Annotated in this window: 18 protein-coding genes; 9 read left to right on the top strand and 9 right to left on the bottom strand. The window is 65.2% G+C overall.

From position 1 onward, the window contains the following. The first annotated feature begins 108 nt into the window (after positions 1–108). Entirely contained in the window at positions 109–1,323 is a 1,215-nt protein-coding gene (gene sstT / locus FYM52_RS09250) for a serine/threonine transporter SstT (RefSeq protein WP_154163862.1), read from the top strand. A 121-nt stretch (positions 1,324–1,444) separates the two neighbouring features. Here the strand turns inward: sstT and FYM52_RS09245 are convergent, their stop codons facing one another. Together FYM52_RS09245 and FYM52_RS09240 are read right to left on the bottom strand one after the other, a co-directional pair. Then, positions 1,445–1,693 (bottom strand): DUF3297 family protein, encoded by a 249-nt coding sequence (locus tag FYM52_RS09245; protein ID WP_042416452.1) that lies wholly within the window; start codon positions 1,691–1,693, stop codon positions 1,445–1,447. A gap of 80 nt (positions 1,694–1,773) precedes the next feature. Continuing rightward, positions 1,774–2,457, bottom strand: coding sequence for an ABC transporter ATP-binding protein (locus tag FYM52_RS09240; protein ID WP_154163861.1), 684 nt, complete (start codon positions 2,455–2,457; stop codon positions 1,774–1,776). A gap of 19 nt (positions 2,458–2,476) precedes the next feature. Between FYM52_RS09240 and FYM52_RS09235 the strand changes: the two genes are divergently transcribed. After that, positions 2,477–3,136, top strand: coding sequence for an arylesterase (locus FYM52_RS09235; RefSeq protein ID WP_154163860.1), 660 nt, complete (start codon positions 2,477–2,479; stop codon positions 3,134–3,136). Here FYM52_RS09235 and FYM52_RS09230 read toward each other — a convergent pair. The 3 genes from FYM52_RS09230 to FYM52_RS09220 all read right to left on the bottom strand — a co-directional run bounded on the left by FYM52_RS09230 (position 3,093) and on the right by FYM52_RS09220 (position 5,909). Continuing rightward, positions 3,093–3,929 carry a DUF2189 domain-containing protein gene (locus tag FYM52_RS09230; RefSeq protein WP_051519506.1) on the bottom strand — a complete coding sequence of 279 codons (837 nt, stop codon included), beginning with the start codon at positions 3,927–3,929 and terminating at the stop codon, positions 3,093–3,095. The genes FYM52_RS09235 and FYM52_RS09230 overlap by 44 nt on opposite strands. A gap of 172 nt (positions 3,930–4,101) precedes the next feature. Further along, entirely contained in the window at positions 4,102–5,340 is a 1,239-nt protein-coding gene (locus FYM52_RS09225) for a PLP-dependent transferase (protein ID WP_154163859.1), read from the bottom strand. Positions 5,341–5,423: 83 nt separating this feature from the next. Beyond that, positions 5,424–5,909, bottom strand: a complete 486-nt coding sequence (locus FYM52_RS09220) for a BON domain-containing protein (protein ID WP_042416464.1) — start codon at positions 5,907–5,909, stop codon at positions 5,424–5,426. Between the two features lie 175 nt (positions 5,910–6,084). On the opposite strand from FYM52_RS09220, the gene FYM52_RS09215 reads away from it, so the two are divergent. From FYM52_RS09215 to FYM52_RS09205, 3 genes are all read left to right on the top strand, one after another. After that, complete coding sequence (locus tag FYM52_RS09215) at positions 6,085–7,743, top strand: SulP family inorganic anion transporter (RefSeq protein ID WP_154163858.1); 1,659 nt, start codon at positions 6,085–6,087, stop codon at positions 7,741–7,743. A 78-nt stretch (positions 7,744–7,821) separates the two neighbouring features. Further along, complete coding sequence (locus tag FYM52_RS09210) at positions 7,822–8,610, top strand: GGDEF domain-containing protein (protein ID WP_043383496.1); 789 nt, start codon at positions 7,822–7,824, stop codon at positions 8,608–8,610. A gap of 10 nt (positions 8,611–8,620) precedes the next feature. Continuing rightward, entirely contained in the window at positions 8,621–9,475 is an 855-nt protein-coding gene (locus FYM52_RS09205) for a MinD/ParA family protein (protein ID WP_154163857.1), read from the top strand. Positions 9,476–9,574: 99 nt separating this feature from the next. On the opposite strand, the gene FYM52_RS09200 is transcribed toward FYM52_RS09205, so the two are convergent. Both FYM52_RS09200 and FYM52_RS09195 read right to left on the bottom strand, forming a co-directional pair. Then, positions 9,575–9,988: a DoxX family protein gene (locus tag FYM52_RS09200; protein ID WP_043383503.1), complete on the bottom strand. Its 414-nt coding sequence runs from the start codon at positions 9,986–9,988 to the stop codon at positions 9,575–9,577. 56 nt (positions 9,989–10,044) lie between these two features. Beyond that, positions 10,045–10,758, bottom strand: a complete 714-nt coding sequence (locus tag FYM52_RS09195; RefSeq protein ID WP_043741213.1) for a pirin family protein — start codon at positions 10,756–10,758, stop codon at positions 10,045–10,047. 124 nt (positions 10,759–10,882) lie between these two features. Between FYM52_RS09195 and FYM52_RS09190 the strand changes: the two genes are divergently transcribed. Genes FYM52_RS09190 through FYM52_RS09175 form a run of 4 tightly spaced genes read left to right on the top strand, consistent with a single transcriptional unit; the run spans position 10,883 to position 14,595 of the window. Continuing rightward, positions 10,883–11,851, top strand: a complete 969-nt coding sequence (locus FYM52_RS09190) for a LysR family transcriptional regulator (protein WP_154163856.1) — start codon at positions 10,883–10,885, stop codon at positions 11,849–11,851. Between the two features lie 4 nt (positions 11,852–11,855). Next, positions 11,856–12,815, top strand: coding sequence for a tRNA glutamyl-Q(34) synthetase GluQRS (gluQRS, locus tag FYM52_RS09185; RefSeq protein WP_154163855.1), 960 nt, complete (start codon positions 11,856–11,858; stop codon positions 12,813–12,815). Then, positions 12,799–13,563 carry a tRNA (guanosine(46)-N7)-methyltransferase TrmB gene (trmB, locus tag FYM52_RS09180; protein WP_154163854.1) on the top strand — a complete coding sequence of 255 codons (765 nt, stop codon included), beginning with the start codon at positions 12,799–12,801 and terminating at the stop codon, positions 13,561–13,563. Before gluQRS ends, trmB begins: the two co-directional genes overlap by 17 nt. Positions 13,564–13,602: 39 nt before the next feature. Next, the gene (locus FYM52_RS09175) at positions 13,603–14,595 is read left to right on the top strand and encodes a diguanylate cyclase (protein ID WP_042416487.1); all 993 of its coding nucleotides are present in this window, start codon (positions 13,603–13,605) and stop codon (positions 14,593–14,595) included. 61 nt (positions 14,596–14,656) lie between these two features. Here FYM52_RS09175 and FYM52_RS09170 read toward each other — a convergent pair whose 3' ends face one another. Continuing rightward, on the bottom strand, positions 14,657–15,910 hold the full coding sequence (locus FYM52_RS09170; protein ID WP_154163853.1) for a GGDEF domain-containing protein: 1,254 nt from the start codon (positions 15,908–15,910) through the stop codon (positions 14,657–14,659). Positions 15,911–15,924: 14 nt separating this feature from the next. Further along, a complete protein-coding gene (locus FYM52_RS09165; protein WP_154163888.1) occupies positions 15,925–16,974 on the bottom strand; it encodes an ABC transporter substrate-binding protein in 1,050 nt (349 codons plus the stop codon). Positions 16,975–17,072: the final 98 nt, after the last annotated feature.

The raw sequence follows: 17,072 nt of genomic DNA, 5'->3' as shown, positions 1-17,072 counted from the left end.
GGCCTGGGCACTTCATAGCGTCAAGTTATGAATTCATGCACCCGACAAGGGATCCACGAACTCCCTACACTTGCGCACTTTCCCGACTTCGGTGCACGCTTTTTCATCATGTTTCACCCCCTGCTGCGCTGGTCCAAGCAGACCAGCATCGTCACGCAAATCGTCATCGGCCTGGTGCTGGGCATTGCGTTGGCCCTGATCTGGCCCGACGCCGCCCTGCGCGTCGAGCTGTTGGGCACCCTGTTCATTTCGACCCTCAAGGCCGTGGCCCCCATCCTGGTGTTCGTGCTGGTGATTGCCGCCATCAGCAACCAAAGCCCCGGCCAGACCGGGCACCTGCGCCCCATCCTGGGCCTGTACCTGATCGGCACCCTGACCGCCGCCATCGTCGGCGTGACGGCCAGCATGCTGTTCCCCTCCACGCTGATACTGCAGGATGCGGCCTCGGGCATGGCGGCCCCGGGCGGCATCGGTGAAGTGCTGGTCCAGTTGCTCAAGAGCGCCGTGGCCAACCCGGTCAATGCCCTGCTGAATGCCAACTACATCGGCATCCTGGTCTGGGCCATCGCCATCGGCATCGCCCTGCGCAAGGGCGCGGAAAGCACCCGCCAGGCCATGGCCGACCTGTCCAGCGGCATCACCCTGATCATCCAGGCCGTGATTCGCATCGCGCCGCTGGGCATTTTCGGTCTGGTAGCCTCCACCGTGGCCACCACCGGCACCCAGGTGCTGGCTGGCTATGTGCACCTGCTGGCGGTGCTGCTGGGCTCCATGCTGTTTGTGGCGCTGATCGTCAACCCCCTGATCGTGTGGTGGCAGATCCGCCGCAACCCTTACCCGCTGGTGTGGATGTGCCTGCGCGAAAGCGGTGTCACGGCCTTCTTCACGCGCAGCTCGGCCGCGAACATCCCCGTGAACCTGGCCATCGCCAAGCGCCTGAACCTGGACGAGAACACCTACAGCGTGGCCATTCCCCTGGGCGCCACCATCAACATGGCCGGCGCGGCCATCACCATCAGCGTGCTGTCGCTGGCGGCGGCCCACACCCTGGGCATCGTGGTGGACATGCCCACGGCCATCCTGCTGTGCGTGGTGGCCTCGGTCTGCGCCTGCGGCGCCTCGGGCGTGGCCGGTGGCTCCCTGCTGCTGATCCCCCTGGCCTGCTCGCTGTTCGGCATCTCCAACGATGTGGCCATGCAGGTCGTGGCCATCGGCTTCATCATCGGCGTGCTGCAGGATTCCGCCGAAACGGCGCTGAACTCGTCGACCGACGTGCTGTTCACCGCTGCGGCCTGCATGGCCCAGGAGCAGCGCCAGGGCTGACGCCTGCCGCACTCCCGTCGACCAAGGCCCCTGCACAGGGGCCTTTTTCATGGGCATCCCATGCCTGCGCCCACAAAAAAGCAGCCCGAAGGCTGCTGCAGGGGGCTGTGCCTGTCCGGGCTCAGCGGTAGTAGGCTTCCACCGTGCCCTTGAGCTTGATCAGCAGCGGACGGCCCTTGCGGTCCAGGGTCTTGCCGGCCGGCACCTTCACCCAGCCTTCGCTCACACAGTATTCCTCCACATCGTTGCGGTCCTTGCCGTTGAAGCGGATGCCGATGTCGTGCTCGAACACGGCCGCCACGAAGAACTTGCTGCTGGGGTCGATCGACAGGTGATCGGGCAATTCTGGGCGGGCGATAGCGTCAGTCATAAAAAATTTCCAGGTCTGCGGGCACAGGGCCCCAATTCACGAATGCGGCGATTGTCGTGCATTTGGCAATGCCCTGGCGCTCACACCAGGCGCCCGGCCTCGATGGTCAGGGTGCGCTCGCACTGCGCGGCAATCTCGCGGTCGTGGGTGACCAGCACCAGGGTTGTGCCCAGCTCGCGGTTCAGCGACAGCATCAGCGCCATCACCGCCGCCCCGGTGGCGAAGTCCAGGCTGCCCGTGGGCTCGTCCGCCAGCAGCACGGCCGGCTGCACCACAAAGGCACGCGCCAGGGCCACGCGCTGCTGCTCTCCGCCGGACAGCAGCTTGGGATAGTGCCCCAGGCGCTGGCCCAGCCCCACGCGCTGCAGCATCTCGCTGGCCTGCTGGCGCGCACTGCGCACGCCGGCCAGCTCCAGCGGCAGCATCACGTTTTCCAGTGCCGTCAGGTTCGGCAGTAGCTGGAAGCTCTGGAACACAAAACCCATCTTCTGCCCACGCAATGCTGCGCGCGCATCCTCGTCCAGTGCAAAAATGTCTTGCCCCTGCAGGCGCACCGAGCCCTGCGTGGGGGTGTCCAGCCCGGCCAGCATCGACAGCAAGGTGCTCTTGCCCGATCCCGATGCCCCCACGATGGCTGCGGTCTGCCGGGGCTGCAGGCTGAAATGGATATCCCGCAAAATCTCCAGCGCACCGGTGGAGTCGGTCACGGTTTTATGCAGGTGCTCGACTTCGATCACCGGGGCAGACATCAATTCAGCAGACATGAAAGGCCTTATCGCTAGCATGCAAGACGCACAAACAAAGAAACACCGCCGCCACTTTATCGCGTCCTCGCTGGCCCTGGGCCTGTCCAGCCTGGCCGGCGGCGTGCAGGCGCAGGCACGCCCTGCCAAGCATGTGCTGGTGGTCGGGGATTCGCTGAGCGCCGAATACGGCCTGGCGCGCGGCACGGGCTGGGTGGCCCTGCTGGCGCAGCGCCTGGCGCAGCACCAGCAGCCGGTGCCGGTCACCAATGCCAGCGTCAGCGGCGACACCACCTCGGGCGGGCGCGCGCGGCTGCCGGGCCTGCTGAGCCAGCACCGGCCCAGCGTGGTCATCATCGAGCTGGGGGGCAACGATGCGCTGCGCGGTCTGCCGCTGTCCGGCACGCGCGACAACCTGCGCTGGATGACCCAGGCGGCGCAGGAGGCCGGCGCCAAGGTGCTGCTGCTGGGCATGCAGATGCCGCCCAACTACGGCCGGCAATACGCCCAGGATTTTGAACAGCTGTTTGCCAGCGTGGCGCAGGAGCGCAAGGCCGCGCTGCTGCCCTTCTTCCTGCAGGGCGTGGCCGATGGCAAGGACCCGCTGGCCCTGTTCCAGGCCGACCGCATCCACCCCAACGCCCAGGCCCAGCCGCTCATGCTGGAGAACGTGTGGCCGGTGCTGCGCCCTCTGCTGTGACCGGCTGTGACCCCACGCAGGCCCGGTAAGCGTGCCAGCTGGCGCAGCCCAGCCATGGCCCCACCACGACCAACGGCCACTGCCAGGGCACCAGCAAGGCGACCGCCACCAGCAGCACGATCAGCAGCCCCCACAACACGAGCACCCCGGTCTGCGTGGTCACCACGCGCAAGCTGGTGATGGCGGCGGTCATGGCATCGGTGCCGCGGTCCAGCATCATCGGCAACGAAACGACGGTGCTGCCGAACACCAGGGCCGCAAACACACCGCCAACGGCGCTGTAGACAGCGATGAATTCCCAGTTGTCGACACTGAACAAGGCCTGGACCACGCCGGTGGTGGACGGCATACCGGTGTTGAAGAACACGGCAAACACCACCAGCGAAGCCCGGCCCCACAGCAGCTCCAGCACGATGAGCACCAGCACCAGCATGCCCATGCTGGCCAGTTGCTTGTCCCAGCAGGTGATGGACTGACCCAGGTCCGGGGCCAGCCCCTGCTCCAGCCGGCGGCTGGTGTCGTACAGCCCCATGGCCAGAAACGGCCCCAGCAGCAGGCAGCCGCTGGCCAACGACATGGTGTATTCCGGGCTGGCCCGAAACACCCAGGCCAGTGCCAGCGCCATCAGCCAGAAACAGCTGCCGTAGAACAGGGCCACGCCCCAGGCGCGGCGGATATCACGCCAGCCAGCAGCCAGCCAGCGCAAGGGCTCGTGCCACCCGACGCTGCGGATGACGATGGGCGCGCCCTCGCTGGCGGCGACCACATGCACGGGGGAATCCGGTGTTGCCATGGCTGTCCTCCTGTGGGAGACAGGAAAACATAGCCACCCGCAGGCGTCAATCTGCGGAAAACACCCGATAAAAAAAAGAGCAGCTGGCTCGCCTCCAACAAAGGTTTCAGAGAAATTTCACTCTGAAATCCAATATGGATGCACGCCAGCAGCTCCTGTTTTTCAGACGACCTCAGTCCTGCCAGGGCGTGCCAAAGGCCAGCTGCCAAGCCTGGGCCAGGTCTTGCAGCAGGTCCTGCGGGTCTTCCAGCCCAACGCAAAAGCGCACCACGGAGCCGGCCTGCAGGCTGCCGCGGCCCCCGCTGCGCATGCTGTCGATGTCATAGGGCACGACCAGACTCATGGGCCCGCCCCAGCTGTAGCCCAGGCGGAACAGCTGCAGGCTGTCGCAGAACTTGTCGATGGCGGCACGGTCGTAGCGCGGGTCGATCACCACGCTGAACAGGCCCGCAGCCGCGCCCTGGCCCTGGTTGGCGCCGCCGCACAGCTGCTGCCAGTGGGCATGGCCAGGCGCGCCGGCGAAGGCTGGGTGCAGCAGCTGCACCACGGCGCTCTGGCGCTGCAGCGCCGCCGCCAGGGTGCGGGCCGACAGGTCGTGCGCGCGATAGCGCAGGGCCACGCTGGACAGCGAGCGCAGCACCAGCTCCGCATCGTTGGCACCGATGCCAATGCCCAGGCGCATGTGCGTCAGCTTGATGCGCATGTGCAAGGCCCCGTCCGCCGTGATAATGCTGCCCATCAGCACGTCGCCACCGCCACTGGGGTACTTGGTCAGCGCATGCGCGGACACATCCACCCCCAGGCTGCCGCCATCGGCCAGCAGGTCGAACGGCTGGAAGGCAAGGCCCGCCCCCCAGGTGTTGTCCAGCACCGTGGTCACGCCGCGCGCACGGCAGGCCTGGACCTGGGCGATCAGATCGGGGAACTCCATGCTCACGCTGCCCGGGGCTTCCAGCCACACCAGCGTGGTCGCCGGTGTGATCTTGGCCTGCAGGTCGGCCACATCCATGGGGTTGTAGAGCACCGGGCGGATGCCCCAGCGGGTCAGCTCGTGGTCGGCGAAATCCTTGTTCGGTCCGTAGGCGTTGTCGGGAATCAGCACCTCGTCGCCCGCCGACAGCAGGCCCAGGGCCACGGTGCTGATGGCGCTCAGCCCGCTGGGCACCAGCAGGCACTGCTGGCCCCCCTCCAGGCTGCACAGGCGCTCTTCCAGCTGGTAGGTCGTGGGCGTGCCATGCAGGCCATAGGTGTAGCCGCTCTTGTCCAGCCAGCGGCGCGTGCGCATGTCCTGCACGTTGTCGAACAGGACGGTGGAAGCCTTGTGGACCGCCGGCTGCGGCGCGGAGAAAGCGGCGGGGGCCTGGTACGCGTGGTGTACCAGCTCGGTCGTGATGTGGCGTGCTTGCTTCATGCCCACATGTTAAGCCGCCCACCGCGCGCACCGGCCAAGAAAAAGCCGCCCGAAGGCGGCCTTCTTGGAAACCGTGCGCCGGATTACTTCACGGTCAGCAGGTTGTTGACGGAGGACACGCCCTCCACGGCCTTGGCCAGCTGCTCGGCACGATCCTTGCCCGCCTGGTTGGGGGCTTCGCCGTGCAGGGTGACCACGCTGCCCTTGGTGTCCACATTGATCTTCAGCGCGCTCAGGTCGGCATCGCCCACCAGTGCGGCCTTGACCTTGGCGGTGATGCTGGCCTCGCTGGCCACGGCCAGGGCGTCGCTGGCCACATCCTTGGTGGCATCGGCAGCCTGCTGCGCTGCCTCCTTGGTGGCCTCTACGGCGTTTTCCATTTTCTGACCGGCTGCCTCGGCGGCGCGGTCTGCCTCCATCTTGGCCTTTTCAGCAGCTTGCTCAGTACGCTCAATGGTGTTGTCCAGCTTCTGACCGGCGGTTTCTTCCTTGGGACCGCATGCGGCCAGGCCCAGGGCCAGGGCCGAGACGGCCAGCACTTGAACAACGCGCTTGTGAGATATCGACATGTGTGAAAGCTCCTCATCAATCTTCATATAGGCAAAGCCACGGCCTCAACACCGTGACGACGTGGGGTGAATCCTAGGGGCAACCCGAATCCCGCCCGGTCGGAGAGGGCCGAAGCGTCCGTAGGACAAGCACGAACATCCAAGACGCCCCGCAATCCCTCCACAATAGCGGCTTATGCAATTGAAACAGTGGTTCCCCTTCCTGGCCTGGCCCCGCCCCACCTGGGCGCTGGCCCGCGGCGAAATGCTGGCAGGGGTCACGGTCGGCCTGATGCTGCTGCCCCAGGGCGTGGCCTATGCCGCCCTCGCGGGCATGCCGCTGGTCACCGGCATCTATGCGGCCCTGCTGCCTTCGCTGGTGGCCGTGCTGTGGAGCAATTCACCCCGCCTGGGCGTCGGCCCTACGGCACTGACCAGCCTGCTGATCGGCGCATCGCTGGCCGGTATGGCCGAACCCGGCAGCGCCCACTGGGTCACCCTGGCCTGCTGGATGGCCATCATGGCCGGCGCCGTGCAGTGGCTGCTGGGCGCGCTGCGCAGCGGCTGGCTGGTCAACCTGGTCACCTCGCCGGTGCTGAACGGCTTCACCCAGGCGGCGGGCATCCTGATCCTGCTGTCACAGCTGCCCGACCTGCTGGGGCTGCGCAGCACCTGGAGCGCCTGGTTCCACAACCCCGATCTGCACCACTTCGACGGCTGGGCCGCCGGCTTCGGCCTGGGCGGGCTGTGCCTGCTGCTGCTGCTCAAGAAACTGGCCCCGCGCTGGCCCGCGGCCGTGCTGGTGGTGGCCGTGTGCGGCATGCTGAGTGCCGCCCTGGGCTACGCCGAACGCGACGGCAACATCGTCGGCCACCTGCCGGCGGGCCTGCCCGGGCTGAGCTGGCCAGCCGCCATCGGCTGGGACGAAGTCTCGCGCCTGCTGCTGCCCGTGATCATGGTCAGCCTGGTGAGCTTTCTGGAAGTGGCATCCAGCGCCCAGCTGGAGCACCGCCAGGCCGGCACGCGCTGGAATGAAAACCAGGACCTGATCGCCCAGGGCATGTCCAAAGTGGTGTCCGGCCTGAGCGGCAGCTTTGCCATCAGCGCCTCGTTCTCCCGCTCGGCCGTCACGCTGCACGTGGGCGCCAAGACCGGCTGGACCAGCGTGTTCGCGATCGGCATGGTGCTGGTGACGGTGCTGTGGCTCACGCCCTGGCTGTACCACATCCCCCAGGCAGCCCTGGCGGCGGTGGTGGTCTCGGCCGTCATCAACCTGATCCAGCCGCGCAGCCTGCAGGCGCTGTTTCGCATCTCGGCGGTGGAAGGCAGCATTGCCCTGACGACCTTCGTGCTGACCCTGGCCACCGCGCCGCGCCTGTACTGGGGCGTGCTCACGGGCGTGCTGCTGAGCCTGTGCCACTTCCTGTACCACCGCCTGCACCCGCGGATCGTCGAGATCGGCGAACACGCGGATGGCAGCCTGCGCTCGCGGGCCATCTGGAACCTGCCGCCCATCACCCCGCACGTGCTGGCCGTGCGCCTGGATGCCGAGTGGGACTTCGCCTCCTCCGCCGCGCTGGAACGCCATCTGACCCAGGCAATGCAGGAGCATCCGGACCTGCAGGCCCTGTACCTGGACGCCCAGCCCATCAACCGGATCGATGTCACCGGCGTGGAGAGCTTTCTGCGCTTGCGCCAAAGCCTGCAAAAGCGCGGGATTGACCTGCATATCGGCGGATTGAAATTGCCGGTGCAAGCGATACTGGACAAAGCAGGATGCCTGTCGCCCGGCACCGGCCTGCACCTGCACCGTACCAATACACAAGCACTGGCTTTTTTGCGCAACGCTTATTGAGGTAAATGGCAGGAAGCCCGCAGCCAGCCTGCACGGACTGCTACACTTGAACGAATTAACCACGCTGGATCGTTTTTTGTGACTGGTACTGCCACAACTCTCCCCATCACGCTGCATCAGCTCCGTCTGGACGGAGCGCTTGCACTGCTGGGTAAAGAAGAAAGTGCAGGCCTGCCCCCAGCGGACCACGATCCCTCCGCCCACTTGCAAGCCATCATCGATGAGCTATGCGACCTCTCTTTGCGCGACCCGCTGACCGGCTGCGCCAACCGCCGTCAGTTCGACACCATCCTGGACCGTGAACTGGACCGCGTGGCACGTTCCGGTGACGTGGCACTGCTGCTGATGATCGACGTGGACCATTTCAAGCGTGTCAACGACCTGCACGGCCACAACGTCGGCGACATGGTGTTGCAAGCGGTGGCCCAGGCGCTGAATGGCTGCGTGCGCCCCATGGACACGCTGGCCCGCTATGGCGGCGAAGAATTCGCCATCGTCCTTCCGGCCTGCCAGCCTGCCTATGGCCAGAATGTGGCTGAACGCGTGCGCAAGGCGGTGGAAGCGCTGCGCATCCCCATCGCCCCAGGCCAGGAACTGACCGTCACCGTCAGCATCGGTGGTGCCTATGCCCTGCAATGGATACGCAGCACGCGCAAGCTGTGGATTGAGCGCGCAGACCAGCAGTTGTACCAAGCCAAGAGCCATGGCCGCAACCGGATTGAAATCGAACAACAACCTGACAGCACCGTGACTGCAGAAGAAAAAAAACTGCTTTTTGTCCCCGATTTGACTGGCGATACCAGCTGGTCCGGGGATTGGTCCGATGTATTCGCCGCCCCCCTGGGCTCGACAGATGGCGTCAACTGAAAGCATTGAGATGAGCGACGTGCTGTCCCCCCTCCACCCCACCAAGGCCAACACCCCTGGTGGCGAACCGCGCACCATCCGCACCTCGAACGCGCACATCATTGCCGTCACCAGCGGCAAAGGCGGCGTGGGCAAGACCTTTGTCTCCGCCAACCTGGCCGCCGCGCTGACCCGCCTGGGCATGCGCGTGCTGGTGCTGGATGCCGACCTGGGCCTGGCCAACCTGGACGTGGTGCTGAACCTCTACCCCAAGGTCACGCTGCACGATGTGTTCACCGGCAAGGCCTCGCTGCAAGACGCGGTGGTCACGGCCCCCGGCGGCTTCCATGTGCTGCTAGCCGGCTCGGGCATGGTCGAATACTCGCGCCTGACACCCGAGGTGCGCAACCAGTTGATCCACGTGATCGACACCCTGGCCCCCAATTACGACGTGGTGCTGCTCGACACGGGCGCCGGCATCTCCGACGTGGTGCTGTTCTCGGTCTCTCTGGCCAAGGAAGTGCTGATCGTGGCCACGCCGGAACCCACCTCGCTGACCGATGCCTATGCGGCCATCAAGGTGCTGGCCACCCAGCAAAAGCGCCAGAACATGCGCCTGGTGATCAACCAGGCCATCCGCCCGGGCGATGGCCGCGCCATCACCGGCCAGCTGCAGCAAGTGCTGAACCGCTTCGTCAACACCGAGTCGGGCCTGCCCATGCGCCTGATCCACATGGGCGACATCCCGGCCGACAAGGCCGTGCGCGATGCCGTCATGCGCCGCCAGCTGTTGCTGCAGGCCACCCCGGGCTGCGCCGCCGCGCTGGCCGTGGCCCAGCTGGCCAGCCGCATCAAATCCATGCTGCCCGCACCGCAACCCGAGTGATTGCGGCGCAATGCCCATAAAAAAAGAGCTGCACAACGCAGCTCTTTTTTTATGGGATGAAGGTGGCGAGACCAACTGCCCCACCACCACCGATCACGCTCAAACGCGCTGGCGCTTGGCGTCCAGGCTCCAGCGGCCTGCCCCGAAGGCGGCAAAGGCCAGCAAACCGCCCGAGATGGCAATGTTCTTGTTGAACATCAGTTGCTGCATCATGGCCTGGTCCGCCGGCAGCGACCAATAGGCATGGAAGAAGAAGCTGGCCACCAAGGTGAAGAACGCCAGCAGCACAGCAGCAGGGCGCGTCATGAAGCCGACCAGCAGCATCAGCCCGCCCACCAGCTCGATCAGCAGCCCCACCGCCACCCCAACCTCGGGCAGGGGCAGACCCACAGATGTCGCATAGCCGACAGCGCCGGAAAAGCCGGCAATCTTGCCAAAACCGGCAGGCACAAACAGCCACGCCAGCAGAATGCGGCCCACCAAGGCCAGAGTGTCTTGAAGAGAGTTGTTCATATCTATTGCTTTCTATGGGCAGTGTCCTTGGGGGAATCCATCAACAAACCAGGCACTCAGGGTGCCAAATCAAACACCAGCAACTCTGCAGCCTGCTGGCTCTCCATGCGCAGGCTGCGCTCATTTTCTGCAAGCAGCGCATCGCCGCTTGTCAGCTTTTGTCCCGCAATCTCGATGTGGCCCTGGACCACCAAGACATAGGCCTTGCGTCCCTGGGGCAACACGTGCTCCAGCTGTACCGTCTGCCCGGGCTGCGGTCGCACGAGGCTAGCGTAGATGCTGGCATCGGCATTCAGGTGGACGGAGCCTTGCTGGCCGTCGGGAGACGCCACCAGGCGCAGGACATTGGTCTTCTCAGCATCGCTGAAGCGTTTTTGCTCATAGCCAGGCTCGAGCGCCTGGCGGCTGGGCAGCAGCCAGATCTGCAGAAAATGGGTGGTGCGGCCGGCCGCGTGGTTGTGTTCGCTGTGGACCACGCCGGTGCCGGCCGTCATGCGCTGGACTTCGCCCGGCGCAATCGTCTGGACGTTGCCCATGCTGTCCTTGTGCGACAGCTCGCCCTCCATGACATAGCTGACGATTTCCATGTCGTGGTGGGGGTGGGCGCCAAAGCCTGTGCCGGCTGCGATGCGGTCTTCATTGATGACGCGCAGGTTGCCCCAGCCCATGTGGGCGGGGTCGTAGTAGCCAGCGAACGAAAAGCTGTGGAACGACTTGAGCCAGCCGTGGTCGGCGTAGCCACGTTCGTGGGATTTGCGGATTTGAATCATGGGGTGCTCCTTACATCTGCAGGTCGTGACCTGCCATGTCCAGAACTGTAAGGGCGCCAGTTCCAGCGTTGATCGCCACCGTTTGATGGCATCATTCAAACTCTTTGAATGAGCGTTCCACCGCATGCCCAGCCCTCGTGATGTTTTAACGCCAGACAGCCTGGCCATGTTGCAGGCCATTGCCGACACTGGCAGTTTTGCCGCTGCGGCGCGACAGTTGCACCTGGTGCCCAGTGCGCTGACCTACCGCGTGCGCCAGATGGAAGAAGCGCTGGATGTGCTGCTGTTCGACCGCAGCACCCGCCAGGCCCAGGCCACCGAGGCGGGCCAGGCCCTGCTGACCGAGGGCATCCGCTTGCTGCAGGACATCGACGCCGTGGCGCACCGCGTGCGCCGCGTTGCCACCGGATGGGAGCCGGAGCTCACCCTGGTCGCCGACGGCGTGATCTCCCAGGCCACCTTGTTCGATTTGGTCGAGGCCTTCTACGCCCTGAAGTCCCCCACCCGGATCAAGCTGGGCATGGGCACGCTGACGGGACCGGTCGAGCTGCTGAGCACCGGCCGGGCCGACCTGGCCCTGGGCGTCGGCAGCAACAACACCAGCGTGCCCGGGCTGCAGCTGGAGGACCTGGGCGACATCACCTTTGTCTTTGCCGTGGCGCCGTTCCATCCCCTGGCGCAGGTGGAGCAACCCATCAGCGACGAACTGCTGCTGGAGCACCGCCTGATCGTCGTCGCCGACTCGGCCCAGCGCGAGCGCACCTCCATCGGCCTGCTGGGCGGCCAAGACACGTTCACGGTCGACACCGTCCAGGCCAAGATCGACGCCCAGGTGCGCGGCCTGGGCTGCGGCTTCCTGCCCGAAAGCATGGCCCGCCCCTATGTGGAGGCCGGACTGCTGGTCACCCAGCCCGTCACCCGGCCCACACGCCAGCTGCGCATGCGCTATGCTTGGAAAAAACCCAGCAGCGGCGGACTGGGCAAGGCGTTGCACTGGTGGCTGACCCAGCTGCAAAGCCCGGTGACCCAGAAAGCCCTGCTCAACGACCACCGCCTGTCGCCCACGGCCGTGGCCGGCCCGGTACAGTCCTGAACCCATGCCCGGCACCGCGTACCGCGGGCGCTTTGCGCCCTCGCCCACCGGGCCGCTGCATGCGGGTTCCCTGGTGGCTGCCCTGGCCAGCTGGCTGGATGCGCGCGCCCACCACGGCACCTGGCTGGTGCGCATCGAGGACATCGACCCACCGCGCTGCCCCCCCGGGGCGGACCAGACCATCTTGCAGCAACTGGCCCAGTGCCACCTGCTGCCGGATGAAGCCCCCACCTGGCAATCGCAGCGCCACAGCCATTACGCCCAGGCCCTGGCCCAGTTGCAGCAGGCAGGCCTGGCCTATGCCTGCGGCTGCACGCGCAAGGACATCGAGGCCGCCTGGCAGCGCCTGGGACTGTCCCACCAACGGCATGTGGAGCGCCCCTACCCCGGCACCTGCCGCCAGTGGCTGCACGGCAAGCCGGTGCGCAGCTGGCGCTTTACCCTTGACGCCTATGTATCCAATTGGCCTGCAGCACAGACAGGACAAGCGCTGAGCGCTCCTTTTTCCATGATTGACGGTTGCCTGCAATGGCACGACCGCCGCCTGGGCCCGCAACAGCAACACCCCGGCCAGGTGGCCGGCGACTTCGTGCTGCAGCGCGCCGATGGCCTGTATGCCTACCAACTGGCCGTGGTGGTGGACGATGCCCTGCAGGGCATCACCCACGTCGTGCGCGGCGAGGACCTGGCCGACAACACGCCCCGCCAGCTGTTGCTGCAGCACGCCCTGGGGCTGCCGCATCCGCAGTACCTGCACACCCCTCTGGTGCGCATGGCCGATGGCGAAAAACTATCCAAACAGCATGGCGCCCCGGCGGTGGAGCTGCACCAGCCGCTGCAGGCCTTGAATGCCGCAGCCCAGGTGCTGCAACTGCCCGCAGCAAACCCCGAAACCACGGTGGCCGATGCGCTGGCGCAGTGGGTTGAAATCTGGCGCTCCACTTACAATGCGCAGCGTGACTGAGCAACAAAACACCCCCCAGGCTGCCCCGGACGCAGCCGCCCCCCAAGCACACGCCGCAGGCCAGGCCCCGGCGGATGTGGCATTTCCCAAAACCATTCGCAGCTATGTGCGACGCACCGGCCGTGTGACCACCGGCCAGGCCAAGGCGTTCGAGGACCTGGGGCCCCAGTTCCTGCTGAACTACGCGAACGCACCACTCGACGCCCAGGCCGCATTCGGCCGCCCCGGCAAGCTGATCCTGGAGATCGGTTTCGGCATGGGCGAGGCCACCGCGCACATTGCCCGCGTGCGCCCCGACGACAACTTCCTGTGCTGCGAAGTGCACGAGCCCGGCGTGGGCGCCCTGCTCAAGCGCATTGGCGAGCACGACATCACCAACATCCGCATCCTGCAGAACGATGCCGTGGAGGTGATCGACCACATGCTGCCCGAAGGCAGTATTGACGGCGTGCACATCTTCTTCCCCGACCCCTGGCACAAGAAAAAGCACAACAAGCGCCGCCTGATCCAGTCGCCGCTGGTCGCCAAGCTGGCCACCCGTCTGAAACCCGGTGGCTACATCCACTGCGCCACCGACTGGGAACCCTATGCCGTGCAGATGCTGGAAGTGCTCAGCGCCGAACCGCAGCTGGCCAACACCGCGCAGGGCTATGCCGCCAAGCCAGATTACCGCCCGTTAACAAAGTTTGAAAATCGGGGGCTGCGTTTAGGCCACGGAGTCTGGGACTTAGTCTTCACCAAGTGTTAAGCTGCGCGCTTCCTGGTTGTCACCACCGCGCCGAACTTCATGCACCTTCTGCAAAACTTGGTTCAAATGACCGGCCAACGCGATCATTTGCGCTTGGAGTTGTCCGTACTCTCCACGTTCTTGCAGTTACCGCACATCACGAATGTTCGGGCGCTGGAGCTGCTCAAGCTCGGTGACCAATACTGGGTGCGCCCCCGCACCTGGTACGAAGCCGGCCAACTGGTGGCGGCCGAGCAGGACTTTGCCAACGATGCCCAGCGCTTTCCGCTGCAGGCCCTGCCCCACCTGCAGGCCTGCATTGCCCACAAGGCGCAACAGGCCCAGCACTCCGACGCGCACCAGCACACCATCTGGTTGCCCGTCTGGATGCACGAACAAGTGCATGTCTGCATTGAGATCACCCAGTCCGAGCCCTTCAACACCCACAACCTGGACGTGATCACCGGGGTGTTCAACGTCTACCAGAACTACCAAAGCCTGCTGGACTACAGCGAACGCGATGCGCTGACGGATCTGCTGAACCGCAAGACCTTCGACGAGCACCTGCTGCGCTTTGCCAGCGCCGTCAGCATGCAGACCGAGATCCAGCCGTGGCTGGCCGTGATCGACATCGATCACTTCAAGCTGGTCAACGACCGCTTTGGCCATCTGTTCGGTGATGAGGTGCTGATCCTGGTGGCCAACCTGCTGCGCTCGGCCTTCGGCCCGCGCCACCGCATCTTCCGCTTTGGTGGCGAAGAATTCGTGGTGCTGATGCCCCCGATGGCCAAGGAATCCGCGCAGGCCTCGCTCGAAGCCTTCCGGGCCATGGTGGCGCGGCATGATTTTCCGCAGGTCGGGCAGGTCACCGTCAGTGTCGGCTTTGCCGGCGCCAAACTGTGCTCGCCCGTGGAAATCCTGGGGCAGGCAGACCAGGCCCTGTACTACGCCAAGGAACACGGACGCAACCGCGTCTGCCACTTCGAGAGCCTTCAGGATCAAGGCCTGCTGGGTGGCTCCCAGGTGTCACACGCGGACGTCGAGCTGTTCTGAGCCCCTTAAACCGCACCTGCGCCAAGGGATGGGCTGGGCCGAAGCACCGCACTGCCGTGACTCACACCGTGGTATCCGCACACACGCGGTCCCGCCCCAGGTCCTTGGCCCGATAAAGCATGTGGTCGGCACGCTCCAGCAGGCTCTCCATCGAATCCCCCGACTGGTATTCGGCCACGCCGAAGCTGCAGGTCAGCCACAGGCTCAAGCCGTTGCACGCCCAGGGCGTAGAGCGCATGTCCGCGGCCAGCCGCTGGGCCACGGCCTGGGCGTGTGACAGATCGGTTTCGGGCATGAAGATCACGAACTCTTCGCCACCGAAACGCACCATCCAGTCCAGGTTGGCCCGCAGGCATGCCTGCAAGCGCGATGACACTGCCTTGAGCACGGCGTCCCCCACGGCATGGCCGTGCTGGTCGTTGATGCGCTTGAAATGGTCAATGTCCGCAAAAATGACCGCAAACGGGCGCCCATAGCGCACGCAACGCTCCATCTCCAGCGGCAGGCGCTGCTCCATGGCGCGGCGGTTGAAGGTCCCGGTCAACGCATCCAGCTGGGACAGGCGCTTGACTTCATCCACCATGGCGCTGAGCTCCGCCGTGCGCTCCTTGACCATGCCATCCAGGTCCTTGATGTGGCGATCCAGGGCTTGTTGCAGGTGCTCGAAACCTTGCATCACCATATCGATCTCGTCGGCGCGGGCCCGTTCCGGACGCCGGACTTCCAGCGGTTGGTTCAACGTCTCGGGCCTGAGGTTGCGCGCAAAGTCCGCGATCTGGCGCAGCGGCAGACCCAGGTCGCGGCGCATGACCCAGGCCACCATCAGGCACATCAGCACCGTGAAGATCAGATAGCCGGGAATCACGCGCTTTTGAGACTCCCACAACAGATTGCGGTAATAGGTGCGATCGGCCCAGACCTCGATCGTGCCCAGGGGCTGCTGCAGCGCGTGGGGGGCGTAAATCACCGTCTGGTAGGACGGCACATCCTGGGCACCCCCGGCCCGCCCGGATGTCAGGATTTCGCCGGTCGACCGGATGTGCACCCGCACCAGCCCCACCGCCTCCAGCTCCGTCAGACGGCGGATCTGGAAGCTCAGCACATCGCGATCAATGTCCCAGATGGCATGCGCCATCGCCTGGCTGCTGGTCTCCACCATCAGGGCCATGGTCTGGAAGAACAGCTTTTCCTGCTGCTGGCGCTCCAGCCACAGCTGCAGCCCCCCCATCGCGATCAGGCAGACCAGTGCGAGCGCGATGATGCGCTGCAACATCAAGGTGGCAATCGAGCGGAACTCCCCGGCTTCACGATGCATACATTCACACGCTGCTAGCGCAGCAGCTGGTCCAGGTCAAAGTCGTAACGTCGCAAAGCAGGATGGTGGTATTTGCTGAACGGCTTGAAGTCCAGGGTGTGCTGTCTTGTGCCAAAGCTTTTCTCAAATCGCAGGCTGCTGGGTGTACTGAAGAGTTTAAACATCGGATACACCAGCTCCAGGCCTTCGGAGCTGAAGTCCACCCCGTGGTGGTAATCAAACAGCAGCACCAAGGCCCAGGCCCCCGCCAGAAAGTGCCCACCCGCCAGGGCGCTCAATTCCTGCTGGCGCAAGGCCTCAAAGGCTTGTGCCGATGTATTGATCCCACTGAACAGCGCGTCCTTGCCGGGTTTGCCGCCCTGGATCTGCCAGGCCTGCATGGCGCCCAAGGCCATTTCATCATTGCCACTCCAGACCAGGCGTGCTTCCGGATAACGCCGGAACAGCTCCTGCGCCTGCAAGCGCGCCTTGTCGCGCCGCCACTCGCCATAGACCTCCTGCAGCAGCACGGTATCCGGCGCTTCCTGCACAGCCCGGTGCAGGCCCTGGTTGCGCGCGATGGAGGAAGCGGTGGAGCGATCCCCGGCAATCGCCAGCAGGTGGAATTTGCCATCTGCCGCCTTGAGCCCGGGGCGCTTACGCGCGGCATCGATCAGGGCCTTGGCCGTCAGATAACCGGCGTCCTGGGCCCGGGGCTCCAGGCTGCCAAGCCAGAATGGGTAACGCCCCCTGGGCACCCCGACCTGGTCACGCAGCTCCGGCTGGATGGCACTGTAGGCCAGGAAAGCCTGGATGCCGGAGCCTTCCAGGGCACGCAACACCGCCGGAGCCACGCTGTAGTCATTCGAAAAAACCACGTACTGCGGGCGTTGCAACGGCGGCAGTTGCGCCAAACGCTGGGCAATCGCAATCGGCTCCAGCCGATCGCGCTCGGCATAGATAACGCGCAATTGCATGCCCAGACTTTGGGCCGCCCTGTGCATGGCGTCGGAAGCAGAGGCCCAGAAGGTTTCAGTGGCTTTACCGGGATTGATGAACACCACCAACTGCGCAGTGGCCGGCATGCAGATGGCGGCCCATGCAGCAGCCACGCACAAGCCCAAAGACTTGGCGTGACGCAACAAAGAGCAGACCACCGTAAGCGCTGAAGTCAGCCGCTTGC

The organism is Comamonas sp. CAH-2 (assembly GCF_009668305.1).
In the GTDB taxonomy this organism is placed as follows: domain Bacteria; phylum Pseudomonadota; class Gammaproteobacteria; order Burkholderiales; family Burkholderiaceae_C; genus Comamonas; species Comamonas aquatica.
Note: the sequence above shows the minus strand (reverse complement) of the source record. Positions and strands in the feature narration are given on the sequence as shown.

Excerpts from the sequence above, each read along its gene's own strand:
- FYM52_RS09175 (WP_042416487.1), top strand. The coding sequence starts at position 13,603 with ATGCACCTTCTGCAAAACTTGGTTCAAATGACCGGCCAACGCGATCAT.
- FYM52_RS09240 (WP_154163861.1), bottom strand. The coding sequence starts at position 2,457 with ATGTCTGCTGAATTGATGTCTGCCCCGGTGATCGAAGTCGAGCACCTG.
- FYM52_RS09190 (WP_154163856.1), top strand. The coding sequence starts at position 10,883 with ATGCCCAGCCCTCGTGATGTTTTAACGCCAGACAGCCTGGCCATGTTG.
- FYM52_RS09245 (WP_042416452.1), bottom strand. The coding sequence starts at position 1,693 with ATGACTGACGCTATCGCCCGCCCAGAATTGCCCGATCACCTGTCGATC.
- FYM52_RS09235 (WP_154163860.1), top strand. The coding sequence starts at position 2,477 with ATGCAAGACGCACAAACAAAGAAACACCGCCGCCACTTTATCGCGTCC.
- sstT (WP_154163862.1), top strand. The coding sequence starts at position 109 with ATGTTTCACCCCCTGCTGCGCTGGTCCAAGCAGACCAGCATCGTCACG.
- FYM52_RS09200 (WP_043383503.1), bottom strand. The coding sequence starts at position 9,988 with ATGAACAACTCTCTTCAAGACACTCTGGCCTTGGTGGGCCGCATTCTG.
- trmB (WP_154163854.1), top strand. The coding sequence starts at position 12,799 with ATGCGCAGCGTGACTGAGCAACAAAACACCCCCCAGGCTGCCCCGGAC.
- FYM52_RS09205 (WP_154163857.1), top strand. The coding sequence starts at position 8,621 with ATGAGCGACGTGCTGTCCCCCCTCCACCCCACCAAGGCCAACACCCCT.
- FYM52_RS09195 (WP_043741213.1), bottom strand. The coding sequence starts at position 10,758 with ATGATTCAAATCCGCAAATCCCACGAACGTGGCTACGCCGACCACGGC.
- gluQRS (WP_154163855.1), top strand. The coding sequence starts at position 11,856 with ATGCCCGGCACCGCGTACCGCGGGCGCTTTGCGCCCTCGCCCACCGGG.
- FYM52_RS09220 (WP_042416464.1), bottom strand. The coding sequence starts at position 5,909 with ATGTCGATATCTCACAAGCGCGTTGTTCAAGTGCTGGCCGTCTCGGCC.
- FYM52_RS09230 (WP_051519506.1), bottom strand. The coding sequence starts at position 3,929 with ATGGCAACACCGGATTCCCCCGTGCATGTGGTCGCCGCCAGCGAGGGC.
- FYM52_RS09165 (WP_154163888.1), bottom strand. The coding sequence starts at position 16,974 with ATGCCGGCCACTGCGCAGTTGGTGGTGTTCATCAATCCCGGTAAAGCC.
- FYM52_RS09225 (WP_154163859.1), bottom strand. The coding sequence starts at position 5,340 with ATGAAGCAAGCACGCCACATCACGACCGAGCTGGTACACCACGCGTAC.
- FYM52_RS09170 (WP_154163853.1), bottom strand. The coding sequence starts at position 15,910 with ATGCATCGTGAAGCCGGGGAGTTCCGCTCGATTGCCACCTTGATGTTG.
- FYM52_RS09215 (WP_154163858.1), top strand. The coding sequence starts at position 6,085 with ATGCAATTGAAACAGTGGTTCCCCTTCCTGGCCTGGCCCCGCCCCACC.